Source organism: Kribbella catacumbae DSM 19601 (assembly GCF_000372465.1).
GTDB lineage: Bacteria > Actinomycetota > Actinomycetes > Propionibacteriales > Kribbellaceae > Kribbella > Kribbella catacumbae.
The window spans coordinates 369,506-390,885 of the sequence record NZ_AQUZ01000001.1 but is presented as its reverse complement, the minus strand read 5'-3'; the positions used below and the strand labels follow the sequence as shown (position 1 = coordinate 390,885).

General features: G+C 67.4%; 20 protein-coding genes. 11 read left to right on the top strand and 9 right to left on the bottom strand.

Features of this window, described 5'->3' with window-relative positions:
• Nucleotides 1-115: 115 nt before the first annotated feature.
• The 3 genes from A3ES_RS0101730 to A3ES_RS0101720 all read right to left on the bottom strand — a co-directional run bounded on the left by A3ES_RS0101730 (nucleotide 116) and on the right by A3ES_RS0101720 (nucleotide 5,626).
• Nucleotides 116-1,129: a LacI family DNA-binding transcriptional regulator gene (locus A3ES_RS0101730; protein ID WP_020385044.1), complete on the bottom strand. Its 1,014-nt coding sequence runs from the start codon at nucleotides 1,127-1,129 to the stop codon at nucleotides 116-118.
• 192 nt (nucleotides 1,130-1,321) lie between these two features.
• Nucleotides 1,322-4,636, bottom strand: a complete 3,315-nt coding sequence (locus A3ES_RS56655) for a S8 family serine peptidase (protein ID WP_020385043.1) — start codon at nucleotides 4,634-4,636, stop codon at nucleotides 1,322-1,324.
• Between the two features lie 246 nt (nucleotides 4,637-4,882).
• Entirely contained in the window at nucleotides 4,883-5,626 is a 744-nt protein-coding gene (locus A3ES_RS0101720) for a GAF and ANTAR domain-containing protein (RefSeq protein WP_020385042.1), read from the bottom strand.
• 126 nt (nucleotides 5,627-5,752) lie between these two features.
• Here A3ES_RS0101720 and A3ES_RS0101715 point away from each other — a divergent pair, with 126 nt between their 5' ends.
• Complete coding sequence (locus tag A3ES_RS0101715) at nucleotides 5,753-5,962, top strand: hypothetical protein (protein ID WP_157630254.1); 210 nt, start codon at nucleotides 5,753-5,755, stop codon at nucleotides 5,960-5,962.
• 94 nt (nucleotides 5,963-6,056) lie between these two features.
• Here the strand turns inward: A3ES_RS0101715 and A3ES_RS45880 are convergent, their stop codons facing one another.
• The 5 genes from A3ES_RS45880 to A3ES_RS0101690 form a co-directional block, all read right to left on the bottom strand.
• Nucleotides 6,057-6,656 carry a hypothetical protein gene (locus A3ES_RS45880; protein ID WP_020385040.1) on the bottom strand — a complete coding sequence of 200 codons (600 nt, stop codon included), beginning with the start codon at nucleotides 6,654-6,656 and terminating at the stop codon, nucleotides 6,057-6,059.
• Between the two features lie 61 nt (nucleotides 6,657-6,717).
• Entirely contained in the window at nucleotides 6,718-7,710 is a 993-nt protein-coding gene (locus tag A3ES_RS0101705) for a YihY/virulence factor BrkB family protein (RefSeq protein WP_020385039.1), read from the bottom strand.
• Between the two features lie 72 nt (nucleotides 7,711-7,782).
• Nucleotides 7,783-8,007, bottom strand: a complete 225-nt coding sequence (gene infA, locus A3ES_RS0101700; RefSeq protein ID WP_020385038.1) for a translation initiation factor IF-1 — start codon at nucleotides 8,005-8,007, stop codon at nucleotides 7,783-7,785.
• A 396-nt stretch (nucleotides 8,008-8,403) separates the two neighbouring features.
• On the bottom strand, nucleotides 8,404-8,979 hold the full coding sequence (locus A3ES_RS0101695; protein ID WP_020385037.1) for a dihydrofolate reductase family protein: 576 nt from the start codon (nucleotides 8,977-8,979) through the stop codon (nucleotides 8,404-8,406).
• A complete protein-coding gene (locus tag A3ES_RS0101690) occupies nucleotides 8,976-9,581 on the bottom strand; it encodes a dihydrofolate reductase family protein (protein ID WP_026162471.1) in 606 nt (201 codons plus the stop codon). Before A3ES_RS0101690 ends, A3ES_RS0101695 begins: the two co-directional genes overlap by 4 nt.
• Before the next feature lie 432 nt (nucleotides 9,582-10,013).
• On the opposite strand from A3ES_RS0101690, the gene A3ES_RS0101685 reads away from it, so the two are divergent.
• Entirely contained in the window at nucleotides 10,014-10,646 is a 633-nt protein-coding gene (locus A3ES_RS0101685; RefSeq protein ID WP_051084596.1) for a DUF2461 family protein, read from the top strand.
• 25 nt (nucleotides 10,647-10,671) lie between these two features.
• On the opposite strand, the gene smpB is transcribed toward A3ES_RS0101685, so the two are convergent.
• The gene (smpB, locus tag A3ES_RS0101680) at nucleotides 10,672-11,151 is read right to left on the bottom strand and encodes an SsrA-binding protein SmpB (RefSeq protein WP_020385034.1); all 480 of its coding nucleotides are present in this window, start codon (nucleotides 11,149-11,151) and stop codon (nucleotides 10,672-10,674) included.
• A 176-nt stretch (nucleotides 11,152-11,327) separates the two neighbouring features.
• On the opposite strand from smpB, the gene A3ES_RS0101675 reads away from it, so the two are divergent.
• The 9 genes from A3ES_RS0101675 to A3ES_RS0101630 all read left to right on the top strand — a co-directional run bounded on the left by A3ES_RS0101675 (nucleotide 11,328) and on the right by A3ES_RS0101630 (nucleotide 21,377).
• Nucleotides 11,328-12,374: a M23 family metallopeptidase gene (locus A3ES_RS0101675; RefSeq protein ID WP_202806410.1), complete on the top strand. Its 1,047-nt coding sequence runs from the start codon at nucleotides 11,328-11,330 to the stop codon at nucleotides 12,372-12,374.
• Nucleotides 12,375-12,464: 90 nt separating this feature from the next.
• Nucleotides 12,465-13,415 (top strand): ArsR/SmtB family transcription factor, encoded by a 951-nt coding sequence (locus A3ES_RS0101670; RefSeq protein ID WP_020385032.1) that lies wholly within the window; start codon nucleotides 12,465-12,467, stop codon nucleotides 13,413-13,415.
• A gap of 143 nt (nucleotides 13,416-13,558) precedes the next feature.
• Nucleotides 13,559-14,950, top strand: a complete 1,392-nt coding sequence (gene qcrB / locus A3ES_RS0101665; RefSeq protein ID WP_020385031.1) for a cytochrome bc1 complex cytochrome b subunit — start codon at nucleotides 13,559-13,561, stop codon at nucleotides 14,948-14,950.
• A 27-nt stretch (nucleotides 14,951-14,977) separates the two neighbouring features.
• Nucleotides 14,978-15,886, top strand: coding sequence for a 1-aminocyclopropane-1-carboxylate deaminase/D-cysteine desulfhydrase (locus tag A3ES_RS0101660; RefSeq protein WP_020385030.1), 909 nt, complete (start codon nucleotides 14,978-14,980; stop codon nucleotides 15,884-15,886).
• 17 nt (nucleotides 15,887-15,903) lie between these two features.
• Nucleotides 15,904-17,823 (top strand): CehA/McbA family metallohydrolase, encoded by a 1,920-nt coding sequence (locus A3ES_RS45875; protein WP_020385029.1) that lies wholly within the window; start codon nucleotides 15,904-15,906, stop codon nucleotides 17,821-17,823.
• Nucleotides 17,823-18,221: a hypothetical protein gene (locus tag A3ES_RS0101650; protein ID WP_020385028.1), complete on the top strand. Its 399-nt coding sequence runs from the start codon at nucleotides 17,823-17,825 to the stop codon at nucleotides 18,219-18,221. The genes A3ES_RS45875 and A3ES_RS0101650 overlap by 1 nt, the downstream gene beginning before the upstream one ends.
• Nucleotides 18,222-18,317: 96 nt before the next feature.
• A complete protein-coding gene (locus A3ES_RS45870; RefSeq protein WP_020385027.1) occupies nucleotides 18,318-19,544 on the top strand; it encodes a glycoside hydrolase family 6 protein in 1,227 nt (408 codons plus the stop codon).
• Nucleotides 19,545-19,761: 217 nt separating this feature from the next.
• Nucleotides 19,762-20,268 (top strand): SigE family RNA polymerase sigma factor, encoded by a 507-nt coding sequence (locus tag A3ES_RS0101635; RefSeq protein ID WP_020385026.1) that lies wholly within the window; start codon nucleotides 19,762-19,764, stop codon nucleotides 20,266-20,268.
• An 11-nt stretch (nucleotides 20,269-20,279) separates the two neighbouring features.
• Nucleotides 20,280-21,377 (top strand): hypothetical protein, encoded by a 1,098-nt coding sequence (locus A3ES_RS0101630; protein ID WP_157630253.1) that lies wholly within the window; start codon nucleotides 20,280-20,282, stop codon nucleotides 21,375-21,377.
• Nucleotides 21,378-21,380 lie beyond the last annotated feature (3 nt).

The following is a 21,380-nucleotide window of genomic DNA, read 5'->3' as shown; positions in this document are numbered from 1 at the left end:
GGTATGGCAGAGCCAATATCGAGAGTGTGAACGTTCGCCTTAGCCGAAGTCAATAGCTCGGGCGAACGTTCGCCTAGATTCTTCCGAGTGCGCCGGGAGGACGCCGGAGAGATGGTTAGCGGGCCGCCGTGGTGGAGTCGCGGATGACCAGCTTCGGCACCGCGGGGGTGACGTCGACCGGAGTGCCCTGGACGAGGCCGAGCAGTATCTCCATGCAGCGCTCGCCAACGATGCCGAAGGACTGGCGAACCGTGGTGAGTGGCGGGAAGGTCTGCGGGGCGAACTCGTTGTCGTCGAACCCGACCACCGAGATGTCGCGCGGAACCGACACTCCTGCCTCGTAGAGCGCCCGGAGGAAGCCGAGCGCCATCAGGTCCGAGGCCACGAAGATCGCGGACGGCAGGCCTTCGGCGAGCAGCCTCCGCCCGATGGCGTACGCGCTGTCGCCGGACCAGTCGCCGTACCGGACGGCGGGGGCAGCCAGGTTCGCCGCAGTCAGCTCGGCCTGCCAGCCGCGCAACCGGACCTGCCCGTCGAGCCATTCCTGACTGCCGGCCAGATGAACGATCTCGCGATGCCCGAGCTCCACCAGGTGCCTGGTCGCCAACCTGGCACCCAGCTCCTGGTCCTCGAAGAACACCGTGAACCCGTCGTGACTGGTCTCCCCCGGAGCCAGTAACACCACCGGCACGGTCACCGGAACCGCCTGGATCACATCGGCGATAGGCATCCGCGGCGCGATCACGACGATCCCCTCCACCGCGCGCTTCGAGAACTCATGGAAGGCGCGGATCGCGTCGTCGGGGCTCGGGTTGCTCATCGTCGTGACGATCGCGTTGTAGCCGGCGTCACGGGCCGCCTTCTCCACCGCGGCGAGCGTGCTGACAGGCCCATAGCGCGGCGAGGCGTCGGCGATCACACCAACCGTTCTGGACCGGTTCGTCACCAGAGCCCTGGCGTTGTCGTTGCGCCGATAGCCGAGATCCTCGGCGACCGCGAGCACCCGCAGCCGGGTCGACTCCGCGACCCGCGACCCACCATTGAGCACGCGAGACACGGTCTGGAAGGAGACGCCAGCCTCCCGGGCGACGTCTTTCAACGACGGCCGCCGTAGCACGTTGTCCCTCACATCCCTGACGTTACCTCGCCAGGCACCGGCAGCAGCGCCTGGCAGGGTGTCTGATCCGTATGCCTTGCGGCCGTCGGGCGGGGCGGTGGGGACGCGGGCGAGGTAGAGCTGTTCGCTCTTTCTTCCGACGCCTCGATCGATAGCCGAATCCGGGCCGGGTCCCGCGGGATCCGGCCCGGACGGCTCAGTGCGCTAGTTGACGATGATCTTGTCGACCTCGATCGTGAGGCCCTTGACGAGTGGCGTGGAGGTTCCGGTGGTGACCGTTCCGGTGCCCTTCTGTACACCCTTGATGTTCATCGAGTAGGTCATCGTGCCGCCGGGCGCACCTGGCGTACTCAGCACCCGGTAGTCCTGGACCGGCGGACCGGTGATCTGGCTGCCGGCCGTCCCCTCGAAGTTCTCGGCGCCCACCGTCAGCCCGTACGCCGGACCTGGGTCACCGGGCAGGTTGGCCGGATCGTAGGCGTAGGTGATGTCCTCGGTGCCGTTGACGCCGATCCACTGCTGGAACACCTTCAGGTTGGTCGTGCCGAACAGGTTCAGCCGCCATTCGAGGACGAGCCACGTGCTCACGTCGTCGGTCAGAGTGGCTGCGAAGACGCCCGGAGCCGCGGTCCCGTCGAGGTCGGTCCAGAAGGACGCGAGCACGTTGTTCGGGCGGGCGGGATCGGGCAGGCTCTGCGGCGTGAACTGGATGTCGTCCGACCCCGACGTTCCGCCCGCGACCGAGTAGCCGTTGGAGGTCACGCCGATCCTGGTGTAGGTCTGCCCGGCGAACACGAACGGCGGAACGTTGAAATTCACCGCTTGCTCGTCGCCGACCGGGGTCGGTGTGATGCCGAAGTCGTCCAGCGGGAGGTAGCCGAACAACTCTCCAGGTGCGATCACCGGTTTGTCGGGATCGCGCCCGGCCAGGGTCGCGGTCTTGGTGGCGATCTGGCTACCGATCTTGGTCGCACCCGTCACGCTGTTGAGCCGCAGTTGCGAGCTCAGCGTGCTGACCGCGGTCACGTCCGTGGTCTGCAGGCTGTTGTTCTGCACAGTCACGGTGCAGGTCGACTGGCCGGTGTTCCGCGCGATCGTGCCCGGAACGCAGGTCTGGTCGATCGGCACGATGCCTTCCTGCCGGAAGAACGCCACCGGCAGGTGCAGGGTGCGGGTGCCGCCGAGCTGCCTGAGGTTGACCTGGCCGAAGTACTGACCATCGGGCAGGTCGGGTGCGGTGATCGTGATGGTCAGCTTCCGCGTCTGGCCAGGGTTGACCTCGAACGCGGGCGGCAGAACCGTGATGCGTGCGCCGCTGACGGTGCTACCGCTCGCGGTGAAGCGGAGCTTCTGGTTGGTGACGTTCTTGACGACGCGCTCGGCGGTGATCACGCCCGGCATGGTGGGCGCGTTCACGGACGGCAGGTTGAGGTCGATCCGGTTCAGCGCGCTGGTGGCCGAGGCCGCATAGTTCGCCGCTGTCTCGTCCAGGGTCAGACCGGGGTCGCCGGCCTTGGTCAGGTCGATGCGGCCGCCACCATGGTCGAACGGGTCGGCCTGCGTGACCCGGTCAGGCTTCTTGACCGTTGTCTTGGCCGTTGTCTCCAGCGCGGACTTGACCTGGCCCGGCGTCCACGACGGATGCAGGGCGAAGACCAGTGCGGCAGCGCCGGCCACGTGCGGTGACGACATCGAAGTACCGGCGATCGCCTGGTACAGGTTCCCGGGCGGTCCCTCGGACGGGGACTCGGGAGTCGGTGTGGCACCGGCAAGGATGTGCAGCCCGGGGGCGGTGACATCGGGCTTGAGGAAGTCGCCACCAGGTCCGCGCGACGAGAACGACGTCATCACGTCGCCCTGCCAGGTGGCCTTCGTCCCCTGCGTCATCGTCGCGGTCGTGCCCGGGTGCGCCGCGAGGAACGCGAGCAGCGCGTCGGCGTCGGGCTTCTCGAGCTGCGCGGCCGGCAGCCAGTGGTTGTCGGTGAAGACGTCGGACGGCGAGGTGGTGTTGTACATCAGCATCCCGACGGCGCCGCCCTGCTTGACGTTGAAGCCCTTCATCACCCGGCCAGGCGTGAACCGGCAGGCGACGATCTTGCCCGTGAGCGTGCCCGCGGGTGCCGCAGTGTTGCAGGTCGCATCGGTGTATCCAGGCGTGGAACCAGCCAGTACGACGGGCGTCGGCGTACCGAGGCCCCCGGTGACCGAGGCGCCGGTGACCGTGGCGGTCGCAGCACCGTCGGTCAACGTGACCGTCGAGCGGAAGGTCCGGCTCTGGGTGGAGGCTGCCACCGTGGTGACCCACGGGCTGCGGTGATCGGTCGTGTTCGCGCCCGGACCGGAGTTGCCGGCCGAAACGGCCACGAACACACCAGCGGCGTACGCGTCCAGGAAGGCGAGCTCGACCGGGTCGCTGTACGGGTCGCTGCCGCCGGAGATCGAGAAGTTGATCACCCGGACACCGTCGAGGATGGCGCGCGCGACAGCCGCCGCCGAGTCGGACGGGAAGCAGCCCTCTGCACCGCAGACCTTGTAGACGGAGACCGCCGCTGCCGGTGCGATGCCGCGGATCGGTCCGCGGCTGATGCCCAGCGGGTTCGCGTCGGCGACCGGACCGCCGGCCGAGGTCGTCGACGTGTGCGTGCCGTGACCGTTCGAGTCACGGGCGGAGTCGGGGTAGACGTCGCCGCCGATCACCGCGTTGTAGGTGTCGAGGAACGGCCGTCCGCCGATCAGCTTGTTGTTGCAGACGAACACGTCGGCCGCGGGTGTCAGCGGGTTGTCGCCGAAGTCGCACACCCGCGGTGTGGCGTCAGCGGTCGCCGGTGGCGCCGGCAGCGTGCCGGGATCGGCGTACGACGGGTGCTCCGGCCACGAGCCGCTGTCGAGGATGCCGACGATGACGCCCTTGCCGGAGTTGGCCGAGCCGCCGAGCTGGTTGTAGATCGTCGGGGCGCCGATGAAGTCGCCGCTAGAGTCGGTCAGCAACTGCTGTGGATTGTCCTGCTGGACCGCGGCGACGCCGGGGAGCTTCAGCAGGTCGCGGGCCTGGTTCGCGGGCACGCTGAGCGCGACGCCGCCGTACACGGTGCGCAGTTTCTGTCCGGCCCTGGCGCTCGGAACCCTGGTCTGCATCGCAGTGAGGAAGGCGTTCTCCACCGCGGTCACGTGCTTGAGGTACTTGGTGGCGTTGGCGCCCCTGGGGTCGAGGCGCTTGCCGGTGACCGAGGGGCTGGTGCCGGGGAGGCCCTTGATGCCGCCGCGGTACGAGGCGAGCGAGTCGTAGTCGAGCTTGACGACCACGCGGACCTGCTTGGCCGACGTGCTGTTGATGAGTGCGGGGTCGCTCTTGGCGAGCTGACCGCTGGGCGACTTCGCGCCGTTGACCGTACTGGCGACCGCGAGCGGCGTCGCCGTCAAGGGCCGGCCGCTCGGGGTGGTTGGTGGCGGGTCGGCGGCAATCGCGCCCGTCGGGACCAGGGCTGCGGTGAGCAGCAGACCGGCTGACAACCCGGCCATGGTGGTGCGTCGAATGGTTCGTCGGTATATCGGTGACCCCATGCGTTGGCCTCCCGTGAAGGCAGATGGACGCCGTCACCGCAGGAAGCCGACGCTGAACGTCAGGGTGATCCCCCAGGTCGCCGTAGCAAACCCCTCAGTCCCGTTGACCGATCCCCCCGGGTACCGGCGTACCGGCCGGCACCCCCACGGTGCCTGCCTGAGCCGAGGCTAAGCCCATATTTTCACCACGGCCAGACCTCGCAACTATCTGTGCGCGCCCGCCTCGGCGTCGCGGATCAGTTCGGCGGCGACGTCGCGGAGTTTGCGGTTGGTCTGGCGGCTGAAGCGGACCAGCGTGTCGAACGAACGGCTGGACGAGATCGAATAGCGCTCCATCAGCAGGCCGACGGCCTGGCCGATCAGGTCACGGGTCTCGATGGCGGCCAGCAGGTTCTCTTCCCGTTGCGCGCCCGAGTAGGCGACCGCCGCATGGGCGGCGAGCAACCTGCCGACGTGCTCGGACTCGTCGGTGAACTCGTCCGCCTCCTCGGCGTACAAGTTGAGCGCACAGAGGCTGTCATCCTTCACGAACATGGGAAAGGCCAGCATGCTCAGGGCTCCCAGCGCGGCGGCGCGCGGCGCGAACAGCGGCCAGCGAGGTTCGCGGCGCATGTCGACGACCCGGACGATCCGATGATGCAACAAGGCGTCCAGACACGGCCCCTCGCCGAACTCCGTCATCACGGCGTCGACCCGCGCCGGCAGCCCGCCCGACGCCGCCTTGTGTTCTACGCGTTTTCCGCCGACGAGAGTCGTCACGGACCCGGCCAGGGCTCCAGGTACGAGGTCCATCGCGGCCTGTACGACCTCCCGCAGCACGTCATCGGGGTCGTCGGCGCGGTGCAGATCCCGGGCCAGTTCGCTCAGCACATGGGCCAGCCGGTCCGGCCCGGGCTGACTGTCCTGCGGTGCCGGCCCGACACTCGACAATTTGCGGCGATCAGTCACAGGCCTTCCTTGATCCTTCCGGCTTAGCACTGCCCGGCCGTCCAGTCCAGCGCTGGCGTGTTGGTCCAAGGGGGTTGATCGAAGCGCTTCCAGCGGTCATAGTGGTTCAGCCTCAGACAGCCGGGCATGATCTTTCGACCTGCCGGGGCTGCTATGCGCGATCACGACACCAGTACAGCTCGCGAACTGATCGCCTTTCTTCACACCGTCGAGGCTGAATTGCGGGCGGCTCGCTGTAGCGCCGACTTCGATCGGCTGACTGCGCTGATCCGAACGAAACGATCGCTACTGCGCGAGCTGCGCCGTCGCCGCCTGCATCGATCCAGCGTGGCGTGATTCGCCATCCACCGTCCGATTGCAGGCCCGTCCCTCTCCGGAGGGGGCAGGGGGAGCGGGCCTGCAATCACCTGTCCCAGAACGCCGACGGCATTCAGTCGCAGGTGTCGCAGATTCCGTTGGCTGGGGTCTGCAGGTTGCACTTGGGGCACTTCTTGATCGGGCGCTCGGCGATCGCGGCCTTGCGGGCTCGGGCGCGGGCGGCGCCGAGCTTCGGCGGGATCATCGCGCTGCCGCCGTCGGCAGGCAGACCGGCTGCCTCGAAGTGACGGTAAGTGGCGAGGCGCTCGTGGGAGGCATGTACGTCGGGGTCCGGGGGAGTGGTACCGGTTGCTGCACCCACGATTGCGGCGTACCCGTCGAAGACGCTCTCGTCGGGGTTGACGCACAGTGCCGACAGCATCGGCTCACCGCGGCGCAGGCTCTCCGCGGACACCTCGGCGAGCACGCCCCCGATCCACTGCCGGGTCGCCTGCTTGGTGCGGATACCGGTCAAGTCCTGTACGCCGGCGGCGATGTCCTTGTGCTGCACAAGCGCCTGGTACTTCTTGGCGGCGAGGATCAGCATCTCCCGCGCGGCCCCCGCCCACTTGATGCGGGCGGTGGCGACCCCGACATCGGACACGTCGCGCCAAGCGCGTTCTTCTACATCCGGCAGTTCGTGGTCTGATGCGGCGACATCGAAGGTGGACACTCGGCAGACCCTAACCGGACCACGTCCAATCAGCGAAAACCGCGCCTCAGGAGACCGCGCCTCAGGAGGAAGGTCCGGGCTTGCCGTCGAAGGTGACCTCGATGGTTTCGGCGGCCTTGTGGCGCTGGGCCCGGGCGTACATCGCGTAGGCGCGCTGGTCGGCTGGTGTCAGGTCGGTGGCGGAGTCGGTGAAGAGCGCCAGCAACGAGCGCGGGTAGAGCTGGTGGGCGATCACCGAGTTCAGTTCGGCGCCGATCACGGCGATCACCGACGCGGCGTAGATGAGACCGATCAGCCCCAGGGTGAGGGCGAAGACGCCGTTCACCTCGCTCGTCTTGGCCAGTACTTCGTTGACGTAGATGCCACCCAGACGTTCGAGCAGATGCCAGCCGACAGCGGTGAAGAACGCCCCCGGGACGATCTTCCGAAGGGCGGGCCGAGGCCTCGTGGCCGGGCGCAGGCACAGGGTCAGCATGACAGTGAGGACCAGGACCGATCCGATGGAAACGAGCCACCCCATCGTGATGGCGACCTCACCGGACAGCGATGCCTGGCTGCCGGCCAGGACGGTCAGGGTGGCGAAGCTGAGCACGGTGAGACCGGCCAGCGACAGCAGCGCCCCGGACCGCAGCCGCCCGTGGAACGGATTGGGGCGTGCGTTCCGGGGGACTCCCCAGATCACGTTGACCGCGTTCTGTACCGCCTGCCCGAGCCCGATCACGCCGTACACCGCGGCGAGCGTGCCGACGATGACGGCCGGGGTGCTGCCTTGCAGGCCCTGCGGGGTGGCCAGCTGAGTACCGACGATCGGGAACTCCTTGAGCGCCGATTGCAGGACGGCCTTCTGCAGATCCTCGTTGCCCTGCAGAACGAACCCGAGAACGGATGACGAGATCAGCAGCATCGGGAAGATCGCCGCGAAGGCGTAGTACGTGACGATCACCGCGAGATAGCTGCCCTGGTCGTCGAAGAACTTGTAAACCACGGCGAGCGGGAACCCGAGCCGCCGACGCCGCCGCTGCGCAGCGTCCAGCCGCCGCCCCAAGGTACTCACGGCCCAACCGTACGGTCCCCGTCCTGGATCTTCTCAGCGCCGCCCCGCGAAGGGCACCCGCTGTCGGTGGGGTCAGTTTCGGTAGCGGAAGATGATTCGGCCTCGGGTCAGGTCGTAGGGGCTCAGCTCCACCAGGACGCGGTCTTCCTGGAGGATCTTGATGTAGTTCTTCCGGATCTTTCCGCTGATGTGGGCGAGAACCTTGTGGCCGTTGGTGAGCTCGACCCGGAAGCTGGCGTTGCGGAGGCACTCGACGACGATGCCCTCGACTTCGATGCCGCCGGTAGTCCTGGGCATCGTCAGGCCTTTCCTCGCTGGTGGACCAGCTCCAGATTGCTGCCTGCCCGGCGAGCGCCGGACCGCGTGCCACTGATTCTCCGCGACCCGGGAGACCTCAGCGGGTGGTCGCCGAGATCCGTACTGAAAGGCAAAGAGTTCATAGGTGTTTCCTTTCGGGAGTGCCGAACTTCTCGAGGCGCTCCCGGCGACACCTACGTCAATCGCCCGCCCGTGACCACGAGAGGGGGAGCACCCACTGCGCTACAGCGTTCATGGGTTCTCACCTCCAGGCGTGATGTCACGGACCACGGCACGGTACCAACGCGGCCACCGCACCGGCCAACCAATTATTGGTCGGCCCGTGCCGGGCTGAACCAGAGGAGCCGTTGGGTGCCCGGCCACTGCTGACTGGCGTTAGGGGTTCAGGACTTGGTAACGCAGGTGGAGGGCGTCGCGGCCCTCCAGTTGCCTGACGAGCTGTAGTTCCATGTGCTTGGTGTCTCGGGTCTCGAACAACCGGCGGCCGGAGCCGAGTAGTACCGGGACGAGGTGGATTTCGAGCTCATCGAGCTGGCCGGCGCGCAGCAGTGCCTGGGCAGCCCCAGCGCCGTGGACCATGACGGCGCGACCGTTCGCCGCGGCGCGGGCCTGGGTGGCGCAGGCGACGACGTCGGTGCAGAACGTCGTGCTGCTGGGCGATTCGTCGTTCGGGTCGACGTGATGGGTCAGCACGAAGATCGGTACGCCGTCGTGGTGGTCGCCCTGCCAGCCGTCGGCGAGCTCGAAGGTTCGGCGTCCCGAGATCAGGGCTCCGGTGTCCAACGCCTCGCCGAACACCTGACCGTTGATGCCGGGGGACAGCCGGTCATCCAGCCAGTTGAACAGCCGTCCGCCGTCGCGCCCGAGTTCTTGGCCTGCCTTGTCGTCTGGTCCGGCGATGAACCCGTCGAGGCTCATCGACATGTACAGCCGGATCGGTCCCGTCGTCACGACTGCCGTACTTCGTAGCGCAGGTGCTGGACGCCGGGTGCCTCGAGCGTCCGGACCAGTTCGAGCTCGATGTGCTCGGGCGGGAGGCCGTCGAACAGCAGTCGGCCCTGGCCGAGAAGGACTGGCCTGAGCTGGATCTCGATGACGTCGAGCTGGCCGGCTTTCAGGCATTCCTGGGCGGTGTAGGCGCCGTGCAGCAGCACGTCGCGATCGCCTGCTGCTGCCTTGGCCCGCTTCACGCACGCCTCGATGCCGTCGGTGACGTAGTGGACCAGTTCGTACGGGTTCTCGGCCGGTGGCTGATGGGTAGGAACGAAGATCGGTACGCCGTCGTGGTGGTCACCGCCCCAATACCCGGCGAAGTCCCCGGTCCGCTTGCCGGTGATGACGGCTCCGGTAGCCATCGCCTCGTCGAAAACGATCCGGCTGTTCGGATCGCTGGGCCGATACGCGTCGACCACCCTGTCGCCCTCGCTGTCGCCGTTGCCGAGCCAGTCCATCAGGCGCATGCCGTTGATGCCAGCCGGGTTCTGGGCGTCGTCTCCGGGGCCGGTGATGAAGCCGTCCAGCGACATCGCCATGTACAAGATCACTCGAGACATCCTGTTCCTTCCATTCGATTACAGGGGATTGCGGGAAGAGAACAACCGGTCGGCTACAGAGTTCACCGCGACGACGCCCATCGCAAGCCGTCCGCAGCTGCCCACAGCGCCCGCAAATGAGTGGACCGTAAAGGATACCGCTGTCGCCTTCCTGTCACCGTCCTGTCGAGAGGACCTTTCTGATCCCACTTTCAGACCGGCGCCCGTACCGAAGGCGGTTGGAAAGCACCACCTGAAACGCTCATGACTACCAGGCAACCGACAAGAAGCCGGGTTGGTCGTCGATCACGCTATCGACGCTAGTCGGCAGGAACCTCAGCCCGCTTGAACAAATCGCGCAGCCCCAGCCCCCGGGTCTGAGCCACGCGCTTCGGCGGTGCAGGTTTCGAGTTCGACGGCGGTCCAGGTGAGGCCGTCGGTAGGCTGTCGGTCGTGACCGGGGATTTCGAGGGGTGGCCGCCGGGTGCCTTCGATGTGCTGCTTCAGCTTGAGGGTGATCCTTCCGCTGATGTCCGGCGGCGATGGAGGCAGGACCGGGAGGAGCTGGTTCGCCGTCCGATGATCGAGTTGCTCGATGCGGTGGCTGACGCGGATTCGGCGTACGAGGACTTCTCGGTCTGGGGGTACGGCGACGTTCTGGTGCAGGCATGGCAGCGTCAGAGCGCGATCGTCCGGCTGGGCCGGAACGTCGAACTGGGTGTCCGGTTCGATCTCGACGGTCTGGAGGTCGGGGTGGCGTGGTGGTACGCGCCCGCGGTGCAGATCGAGCGGTATCGGGCCGCGGTGGCGGATTCCGGTTCTGGGCGGCGGCTGACCGGGATTGTCCGGAAGCTCGAGCGGGAGGAGTTCGCGATCTCGGGCGATCTGCTGAAGCGGCCGCTGCGAGGGTTTCCGGCCGACCATCCGCGGGCACAGCTGCTGAGGCACCGGTCAGTCATCGCGACCCGGCCGCTCGGCTGTGACGACTGGATTCACACACCCGCCGCGGCTGATCGAGTGGTCTCCGCTTTCACCCAGTTGCGCCCGCTGGCACGGTGGCTGGTCGAGAACGTGTCCCGGCCCTGACGCTACGACGTACTGCGGGCCAGCATCAGTCTGGGTGGCCCTTGCGGCGGCGGCTTACTGCGCGTTCGGTCTCTCGGGTTGCCTCGCGTTCGGCGAGGGCGTGTCGTTTGTCCCAGGTCTTCTTGCCGCGGGCCAGGGCTATCTCGACCTTCGCGCGACCGTCCTTGAAGTAGAGGGTGACGGGGACGATCGTCAGGCCGCCCTCGTTGACCTTGCGCTCGATCTTGTCGATCTGGGCACGATGCAGCAGCAGCTTCCGCTTGCGGCGGGAGCCGTCGTTGAACCAGCGGGCCTGGGAGTACTGCGGGATGTGTACGCCGTGCAGCCAGATCTCCCGGTTCTCGACGATGGCGAAGCCGCCGACCAGGGACGCCCGCCCGGCACGGAGCGCCTTCACCTCCATACCCTGCAGGACGATCCCCGCCTCCCAGGACTCGCCCAGCTGGTAGTCGTGGGCAGCCTTGCGGTTGCGCGCGATCACGGGGTTGGTCTCGGGTTTCTTCACACGATGATTCTGCCCCGACAGCCCGCGCAACGAGCAAACTGAGGCCGAGTGCGGCGGCAGAGGGAGTGTTAAGCGTTCGGCTACAACTTCTCGTGACGGTCGGCGGCGTTCTGCCACACTCGCGACACTCATCAGCTCGATCAGAAGGGTCACCGCCCATGCCCTCGAACCTGTCCGTGAGAATCTCCGCCACTGCTCTCGCCGCAGCCACCGTCTTCGCCATGGCGCCCGCGGCCTCAGCCGCACCCCCCGATGCCGTTGCCACCGAGAGCCCTGCCGCGGCCGGGGTGACGCTGAAGGTGTCCGCCACAGCAGCCGAGACGCTCGGCGCTTCCCGCCAGTCGCTTGTGGACGCGGTCGCCGCCGATGCGCTGGGCAGGTCGGTTGACGGCCGGGGCGTTGCCAAGTCGATTGCCCTCGGCAACCTTGCTGCCCAGGGCCGCAAGGTTGTAGTCGACGTCCGGTCGGCCGTCCCCGGCTGGGCGCGGGGTGTTGCTTACGTCGAGGCGCCCGCCACCCCCGACGCGCATCCTGAAGGGTGGCTGTACATAGCCCGCTACACCAACGGTCACTGGGTCAGTGGAGTCGAGGGTGACAGCGAGTTCGCCGAGTACGTCGGCTCGTCCCCGCTCGTCGGCGCAGCCGAGCGCAGAACCATGTCGGCGTACGCGAAGCACCAAACTGCGACGACCATGGGCACCACGGCGAACACCGGTGGGCTGTTGCTGCCGTGGATGCCGGACTACTACATGACCGTCACCGGTGGGCCGCACGCCAGCGACGGTGTCAATGGTTACTGGAGCAGCCTGGACCTCGCGGGCGGCAACGCCAGCGGGCGGGTCCGGTCATCGCGGGACGGCACGGCCACGTCGATGTGCGGCGCCGGTCGCGGTTGGACGCGAGTGATCCATCCGAACGGCTTCTCGACGGACTACTACCACATGTGGAACGCGACCTACTACAACGGGACACCGGTCGGCAGCAGCGCACTGCTCGGCAACATCGGCACCGACGTCTGCGCCGGCGGATCCGCATCTGGCGCTCACGTCCACTGGAGTCTGCGGACGTACGACGCCAACTACAACGGCGCGTACACCTGGTTGCACGGCCGCACCATCGGCGGCTGGACCTGGTGGAACGGCGCCAGCCAGTACCAAGGCTGCGCAACCCGCCTCGGCGTCACCGCCTGCCCGGGCACCGCGATCTACAACCGCACCAGCTGATCCACCACCCACTCCGCACCCGGCGCCGTCCCCGCCGGGTGCGGAGTCACGGGACCCACCCTGGTGGCTGGTTCCTGCTTACAATCGGGCGTGGCGCGCTATCTGTTGGAGGCGGGCGATTATGGGCTGGTGCGGTTCGCTGTCTCGCCGCTGACCGAGCTCGGCAATTCGTTGCGCGCGTTGCGTTCGCCAGGCAGCTATCCGTTGCAGGCTCCTTGGTACGCCGCGGTGTGCCGCGTCCGTGACCAGCTCCCGCTCGACGTCCTGAGCGGGTTGATCGGGCCGAACTTCGACACGCCGGACCTGTTCAACCCGCGGGCGGACGTGCCGCTGACCATCGAGGCGCAACTCGCCTACCTGCGAGACCAGGACCTGCGAGTGCTCGCTTCGGACATCGAGTTCGCGGTCGGCGGGATCCCGCACCGCCTCGGATCGCGTGGGCGGTCGTTCGGCGATCAGCTGGCGGACGCGCTGGCGGCGTACTGGCGATCGGCCTTTCGGCCACATTGGCCGCGGATGCGCGCAGTCCTCGATGCAGACCTCGCTCGTCGGGCTCGGTCGCTGGCCGAAGCGGGCGTGATCGCCACCCTGAACGGATGTGGCCCGGCGATCCGCGCGGACACGACGTCGATCACGGCACACATCCTGGGGAGCAGCCACGACGACCTCACCCTGTACACGCGTGGGCGGCCGTTGTACGTCGTACCGTCGCTGTTCACGCTGAGCAGCTCGACGCCGCTTGGTGACTCGGACCCGTTGGTGATGTACCAGGCAACCGACCAGCGCTCGATGTGGACCGACACGATCGGCCGCCCGGGCGAGGCCGGCCTCCTCAGCCCGCACCGCCTGCGATACCTCCGCGCCCTCGGGTCCGGGCAGTCGACGACCGCGCTCGCCGCGCGGTTCGGAGTGACCCCGTCGGCCGCGAACCAGTCGCTGCGCGCGATGGCCGCGCAGGGCCTGGTCCGCGCGCGTCGTGATGGCAGGACCGTGCTCTACGATCGCACCCCACTGGGAGATCAGCTCGCCGACCTGACCTGACCACCGCCAGATCGATCCGGGAGCCGCCGGACGGACTGAGCGTGATGTGCGACACGAGATGTCACAGACGCGATGGCTGCGGGGTCGTATGGATGACCGCGTACTGCGGCCCGGCGTGAAGGATGTCCAAGGAGGGTCGAGCCATGCATCGCCCGTGGAGCAACCTGCGAGCAAGGGTATTCCCCGATCACTGGTCGTTGCTGTTCGGCCAGATCGCCTTCTACAGCTTCATCGTGATCGTGGTCAGCGGCGTGATCTTGACGGTGTACTACGAACCGTCGGTCGATCCCGTCGGGTACGACGGACCGTACGCACCGCTGCGTGGCGTAGAGATGTCACGGGCATTGGATTCGACCATGGCGATCAGCTTCGAGGTTCGCGGTGGGTTGCTGACGCGCCAGGTCCATCACTGGGCGACGCTGATCATGGTGGCGGCGATCACGCTGCACTTGTTGCGGCTGTTCTTCACCGCTGGATTCCGTCGGCCACGGCGGATGAACTGGCTCGTCGTTTTCGGGATCCTCACCGTCACGCTGGCCGCCGCCCTCACCGGCACCTCGCTCCCGGACGACATGGCGTCCGGCACGAGCCTCGCGGTACTCGATGGTGTGCTGCAAGCGACTCCGGTCGTCGGCTCAGCCATCTCGGCACTGTTATTCGGCGGGCAGTTCCCGAGCGATGTGCTCTCGTGGTTCTACCCGTTGCACATCGTCGTCCTGCCCGCCGTACTTGTCGTCCTGTTCGTTGCCGCTGCGGTCCTCGCACTCAGGCACAGGCCCGCGCAGTTCACCGGACCCGGGCGAACCGAGGACAATGTGGTGGGACGCCCGGCAACGGTGGCCGCGGTCAAGAGTGTTGGTCTGTTCTGCTTCGTCGGGGGAGTAGCGATCTTGATGGCCGCGACGGCGACCATCAATCCGGTGTGGCTGTACGGCCCCGCGGATCCGGCGAACGCCTCGGCCGGTGTCGGCCCGGCCTGGTACCTCGCCTTCCTCGACGGCTCGCTCCGGCTGGCACCGGGCTGGGAATTCGTCGTCGGGGGCAAGACGATCAGTCTGGCCGTACTCCTGCCGGTCACGATCTGCACGCTGTTCCTCGCGCTAGTCGCCATCTACCCGTTCATCGAAGAGCGGCTGACCGGCGACCGTAACGATCACCACCTCCTCCAGCGGCCGCGCAACAACCCGACCCGAACGGGCATCGGAGTCGCCGGCGTCACCTTCTACGGCGTCCTCTGGGCCGCAGCCGGTGCGGACACGATGGCCGTGCTGTTCCACCTTTCGGTCAACTCACTCCTGCGCCTCTTCCAGGTCCTCGTGATCCTGGGGCCGCCCGCCGCACTGGTGATCACCCGCCGCATCTGCCTCGGGCTACAGCAGCACGACGCACAGATCGCGGTGCATGGCGTCGAGACCGGCATCGTGGTCCGGCAACCGGACGGCGGGTACGTCGAACAGCACCGCCCAGTCGACGCCTACCGGCGCTGGCAACTCGTGGGCGCATCCACCGAAAAGAAAACCGCGGGCCAGCCGTAGCCGGGGCAATTAAGTCATGCTGGCGGGGTGGAGGATGGGCTGATCGCGGAGCTTCGGTTGCCGTCGCCGGTCGTCGAGATTGATGACGACCGGTTGAGGGCTGCGGGGGTGCGGGGTCTGCTGAAGCGGGATGAGCTGATTCATCCGGATGTGCCTGGGAACAAGTGGCGGAAGTTGAAGTACAACATCGCGACTGCTCGCGAGTTGGGGTTCGAGACTCTGCTGACATTTGGTGGGGCGTATTCGAATCACATCCGGGCCACCGCCGCAGTCGGGTTGTACTGCGGCTTCAACACGATCGGCGTGATCCGGGGTGAGGAACACCTGCCGCTCAACTCTTCACTGCGGTACGCCGTCTCGCGTGGCATGCGGATCACCTATCTAGCCCGTTCGGCGTACCGGGCCAAGACATCGGACGCTGTGGTCGAGGCGCTGCATCAGGAGTTCGGCAACTTCTATTTGATTCCGGAGGGCGGCAGTAACGCGGATGCGGTCCGGGGATGTGCGGAGTTGCCGACCGAGTTGGATGAGTCCGTCGACGTCGTGTTCTGTGCGGTCGGTACCGGAGGGACGCTTGCTGGTGTGGCTGCCGGGGTGCGGCCGGATCAGTTGGTGATTGGGGTTCCGGTACTGAAGGGTGGCGTGTTCCTGGAGGACGAGATCGTTGGGCTGCAGGAGCAGGTGTATGGCGCGCGTGCCGGGTCGTGGCGGCTCGAATGTGATTACCACTTCGGCGGCTACGCGAAGCGGACGCCTGAGCTGGATGAGTTCATCGACGACTTCGAGGCGCGGCATGGGTTGCGGCTGGACTGGGTGTACGAGGCGAAGATGATGTACGCACTGTTCGACCAGGTCGCGCGCGACGCGTTTCCGCGGGGTACGACGATCGTGGCGTTGATCAGCGGATCCGGCGAGGTCCGGAGGTCTGATGGCTAGGCTTCCATCCATTCCAGTTGACCGTCGTACCGCGGATCGAGAGCAGTTGGCTGCAGGTGAAGCTCGCCGGTCCGACGGACGTGTCCGGCCTGGACGTCGAGTACAAGGTCATCAGCCTGTACAGCCGCGATGGCGGCAGCCGCAGCGGGGAGCTGACGTTCGTCCTGGCGGTGGAGGAGTTGACAGAGAGCCTGACCCGGCCGCCGTTCGCGAAGGCTGGTCAGCGGATGGGATTCGAGAGCCGTCAGTACGCCGCGAGGTTCGATTTCGACAGCCTGCCCGCCCGCGACATCCGGTTCGACGTCCGGGAGCCTGACGGCAGCAGCACCGTGGCGGCGCTGACCGTCCGGGATTCCCAACGCCGGGCGTACCCGTCGAAGGCGATGCGGCTGGCACCGGACATGTTCTTCCACGAACACGTCTACCGGGCGACCGGCGAGGTGATCACGCTCCCGGCCGGTCAGTACGAGATCTCCGCCCGCCGCGGACCGGAGTACCGCGAGGTCCGGGTCGAGGTCGACCTGTCGGCCGACAGCGAGGCGGTGACGATCGAGCTCGATCGCTGGGCCGATCCGGCCGCACGTGGCTACTACTCGGGTGACCCGCACATCCACGCCGGCGGCTGCTCGCACTACAGCGTGCCGTCGGAGGGCGTTACTCCGGAGACGATGATCCGGCACGTTCGCGGCGAAGGGCTCTGGCTGGGCAGCGTGCTCACCTGGGGGCCGTGCTACTACCACCAGAAGCAGTTCTTCAGCGGCGTGTCCATCAGCCCGCGCGCCGAACTGGAGTACCCCGCGATGCAGCAGGCCCAAGGCATGACGTGGGATCCGCAGGACACCGACCGCGACAGCCAGAGCCTGCTCCGGTACGACCTCGAGGTGTCGGGTTTCCCGTCCAGCCATTCCGGGCATGTCATCCTGCTCGGGCTCACCGACCAGGACTACCCCGGCACCCAGCTGATCGAGGACTGGCCGTCGTGGAACCTGCCGGTCATGCGCTGGGGCCATGCGCAGAATGCGTTGGTCGGGTACGCGCACTGCGGTGCCGGCCTCTCGGTCGGAACCGGCGAGTTGCCGAACTACGTCATCCCGGGATTCCAGTCGATCGGTTCCAACGAGATCATCGTCGATGTGCCGCTCGGCGCCGCCGACTTCCAGTGCGGTGCCGAGTTCGATCCCGCCGCCGAGCTCAACATCTGGTATCACCTGCTGAACGTCGGCTACCGCACGCTGATGCTCGGCGAGACCGACTATCCCTGCATCTACGACGACGGCCCGGGAGTCGGGCGCACCTACGTCCGGCTGCCTGAGGCGCCGCAAGGTGAGCAGGCCTTGGAGGCGTGGCTCGGTGGGCTGAAGGACGGCCCGTCGTACTTCGGCGACGGCCGCAGCCATGTCTACGACTTCGCCGTCGATGCCGACACGGCCCGGGAGCACGCAGTCGAAGCTCCGGGACAGGTCCGGGTAACCGCGACGGTCACGGCCTGGCTACCCGAACAGCCACCCGCGCCACCAGCGGCGGGCCGGCCGGTGTACTCCGCACCTGTCGGCTGGCACCTCGAGCGGTCACGGATCGGCCAATCCCGCAAGGTGCTCGTCGAGGTTCTGGTGAACGGCGTTCCGGCCGGGGCGCAGGAACTACTTGCCGACGGCAACGAGCAGGCGATCGAGTTCGACGTGGACCTGGAGCGTTCGTCCTGGGTCGCGCTGCGGATCCTGCGCAGTGTCCACACCCAGCCGATCTTCGTCGAGATCGCCGGGCTCCCGATCCGGGCGTCGCGGCGGAGCGCGCAATGGTTGCACGACTCGGTTGACGCGCTGTGGAAGGCGAAGTCCGGGTTCATTCGCGAGACCGAACGATCGGCGGCGCGGGAAGCGTACGACGCCGCGCAAGCCACCTACCTGGTCCGGCGCGGCGAATGCGAGGTGGACTGATGGTTCACGGCGAACCGGCGGGCTGTTGCGGGCCGGTCGACACCACGGCACCGATCTCGGTCACGATCAATCCGGAGGCACGGGTGAATGTCGCCCGGACCGGGAGCCGGGTTGAGAGCTTGGCCATCGGTGACTGGCACACGATCGAGTTCCCGATCGTCAACACCGGGTTTGTGACAGGTCAGCTGGTGATCGAGGGCGACCCGGTGCCCGACGTCGAGCTGGACCTTCCGGTGCACGACCTGACCGGCGAACCACGCCAGGAAGGTCGCTTCCGGGTCCGCTTCGACGTACCGACGATCGTGGACGTCACCCTGACGTTCCGCGCCCTCGGAGCACTCGGAGGGCTGGCCATCCACAGTTCCCTGCACCTGATCCTCCGCTCGCACGTGGCTTAGCTGGTTGGTGACCCTGAAGGGTTTGTTATCGGGTCGTTATCAACTAGTGTTCCTCGCTGTCGCGGGGATGAGCCGCGCGCTGAGCTGGGAGATGAGATGCGGCTGCCACACACACGGCGGTCCAGGGCAACGGTCGCGATCGCCGCGACCTGCGCGATCGCCGCCGCCGGGGTGACGGTGGCCCTGGCGAGAGGCGGTGACTCGGACCTGTCCGCAGGTACGACGCCGGCCGGTACCGGCGCCAACGGGCCTGCCGGCTCAGGCCCGGCCTCGACCGGGGCCAGTACGAAGCCCTCAGCCGGCAGACCGTCGACCAGTCAGCCCGCCAGGTCATCAACCCAGCCGGTCCGCAAGCCCAGCCCTTCAACGGCAAAGCCCTCGACAAAACCGACCACCAAGCCCACCGCGAAGCCCACCAGCAAGCCGCCGACGAAGCCGGACCCGATCCCGCAACAGGGCAATCCGCTCTCGCAGACCAGCGGCTTGTACGTCGACCCGCAATCCGAGCCGGTCCGCTGGGTCGGCGGACACGCTGGTGACTCGCGGCGGGCGATGATCAAGGCCGGGATCGCCGACCGCCCGATCGCGCGCTGGTTCAACGGTGATGGCGCGGACGCGTCCGACGCGCGGGCCTACACATCGGCGGCGTCGCGAGTCCACAAACTCCCGGTGCTCGTCTTGTACCACCTCCCGCAGCGCGGATGCGGGGCCGGCGAGGGTGCTGCCAGCGCCGCGGCGTACCGGTCGTGGATCGATGCGATCGCCGCGTCGATCGGCAAGCGCCCCGCCGTCGTCATCCTGGAGCCGGACGCGCTGCCTCAGCTCGACTGTTTGAGCTCGTCGGCGCAGACCACCCGGCTGTCGCTGTTCAGCTACGCGGTCGACCGGCTGCGGTCCTCCGCACCGAACACCTGGACGTATCTGGACGCCGGCCACGACGACTGGACGCCGGCCGGCACGATGGCCAAGCGGCTCACCTCCGCCGGTATCGCGCGCGCCCGCGGGGTCGCGCTGAACGTGTCGAACTTCCAGTCCACCGCCCGCAACGTCAGCTACGCCCAAGCTGTCAACGCGGCCCTTGGTTCGGCCAAACATTTCGTCATCGACACCAGCCGCAACGGCAACCCGCTGAACGGCGACGACTGGTGCAACCCGACCGGCCAACGGGTCGGCGCCGCACCTCGTACCGGGGGCGCCAGCGGCCTCGACCTACAGCTCTGGGTCAAGCCACCAGGGGAATCCGACGGCAACTGCGGCATCGGTACCGGCACTGAAGCCGGCGACTTCAGCCCCACCATCGCCATGAAGCTCTTGGGCCACTAGGCGATTCAGCGAACTCGGTCGGTCGCGGCGAAGTAGGTGTGTTCGATGACCTGCACGCGGCCCACGTAGCTGTCGACCACATCCATCTGCACGACGAGGCAGCAGCCTCGGCCAGCCTGAGCACGTGACCCGGGTCTCTCAAAATGCTCCTCGGAAGGGTGCAACCTGATGGAGTGCGCCTTCCGTCTTGTGGGGGACATGGAGAGTGGAGGCGCGGATGGCGGAGCGGGACGAAGCGTTCGTCGAGTTCGTGGAGGCGGCGAGTCCGTCGCTACGGAGGACGGCGTACCTGATCGGCGGCGACCGGCACAAGGCGGACGACGTCGTCCAGGAGACGCTTTACAAGGTGTACCTCGTCTGGCCGAAGGTGCAACGGGCCGGCAACCCGTTCGCCTATGCCCGCCGGATGCTGGTCAACGTCGCGTACGACGGTGGCCGGCGCCCCTGGCGCCGGGAGGTCACCAGCGCCGAGGTCCCGGAGTACGCCGTCCAGAACGGCGACTTCGCGGCCGGGCACGCTGAGCGTGACGAAGTGCTCGAAGCGCTGCGAGCACTGGCGCCACGGCAGCGTGCCTGCGTTGTCCTGCGGTACTACGAGGACCTCTCGGTCGAGCAGACCGCGGAGATCCTCGGGTGCTCGGAGGGCACGGTGAAAAGCCAGGCCGCCCGCGGCCTCGACACTCTCCGCAAGGCCATCGATCGGCGACGGAGTCCGGCGCTGTGAAGGAGAACGAGATGGAAGACACCCGCGAGGTCAGCGCTGAACTGCACCGCCTGGCCGACACCGAACCACTGGACCACTTCGACACCGGAACGGTCCTCACCCGAGGCCGCCGCGGCCTTCGCCGTCGCCGCCTCCTAGGTGCGGGCGGTGCCGTCGCCGGCGTCGCTGCGGCGGCCCTCGCCGTCACCGTCATCCCCAACCTCATCACTTCGGGCAACAACCCCGGCGTAGCCGGCACCCAGACCGAGAACTCACAGTTCAGCCCGGTCCCCGGTATACCCCGCGGCGAGGACGGTGCCGGCCAGCGGATTTCCAAGCAGGAGGCCGAACGCCGCTGCGCGCTGCGGAACCCCGGTCCGACGTACCCGCTGGAGGAATACACCGGCCGCTCGGCCGGCTTCCGGTCTGTGAGCGCTCGCTCCTACGACGTGCGGAAGGATCCCAGAAGCGGAAACGCCGGCGGATGCGTGATCCCCGGCGGGGACAAGCCGTCGGCCGCGCTGGTCGCTGCCGCGAAGGCGGATCCGTTCCCGAAGAACGCGGCCGACCAGCTGCGCAACTGCTCGGTCAGGGCGTGGGTCGACATGACCAAGTGGCGCATCCAGGTCTCCGACCGTCTGGATGAGCCTCGCGAGGGAATGTACCCCGCATTCACCGACTCACTGCTGATCGCGATCTCGCCGTCCGGGAAGACAGCGGTCGCCTGCCAGTTGCAGCCGGCCGGCATCGTGGGTATGGGTAAAAACCGCGGCGGGGCGATCACCGCCGTGCGCCTCGACGACCTCGGCACGGACGACCCGCGGATGGAGTGGCCTGACGGGACCCTCGGCAAGGAGATCGCCACCATGATTCTCGGAAGTTCGGACTGCAATGACACTGGCAAGGTCTGCGCCCGATCGCTGCCCCTGGGTTGGGGGCAGGCACCGGCGGACACCGCCAAGGTCGTCGTACAGGTCGGCTCCGGCCCGAAGTACGAGGCACCGCTCAAGGACGGCTGGTTCGCCTTCACCGCGCTCGACAAGACTCCACACACCGAAGCCGACCGGATGACGGTCAGGTCGTACGACAAGGACGGAAAGCTCCTCAGCAAGCTCTACCCCGAGAAGTAACCG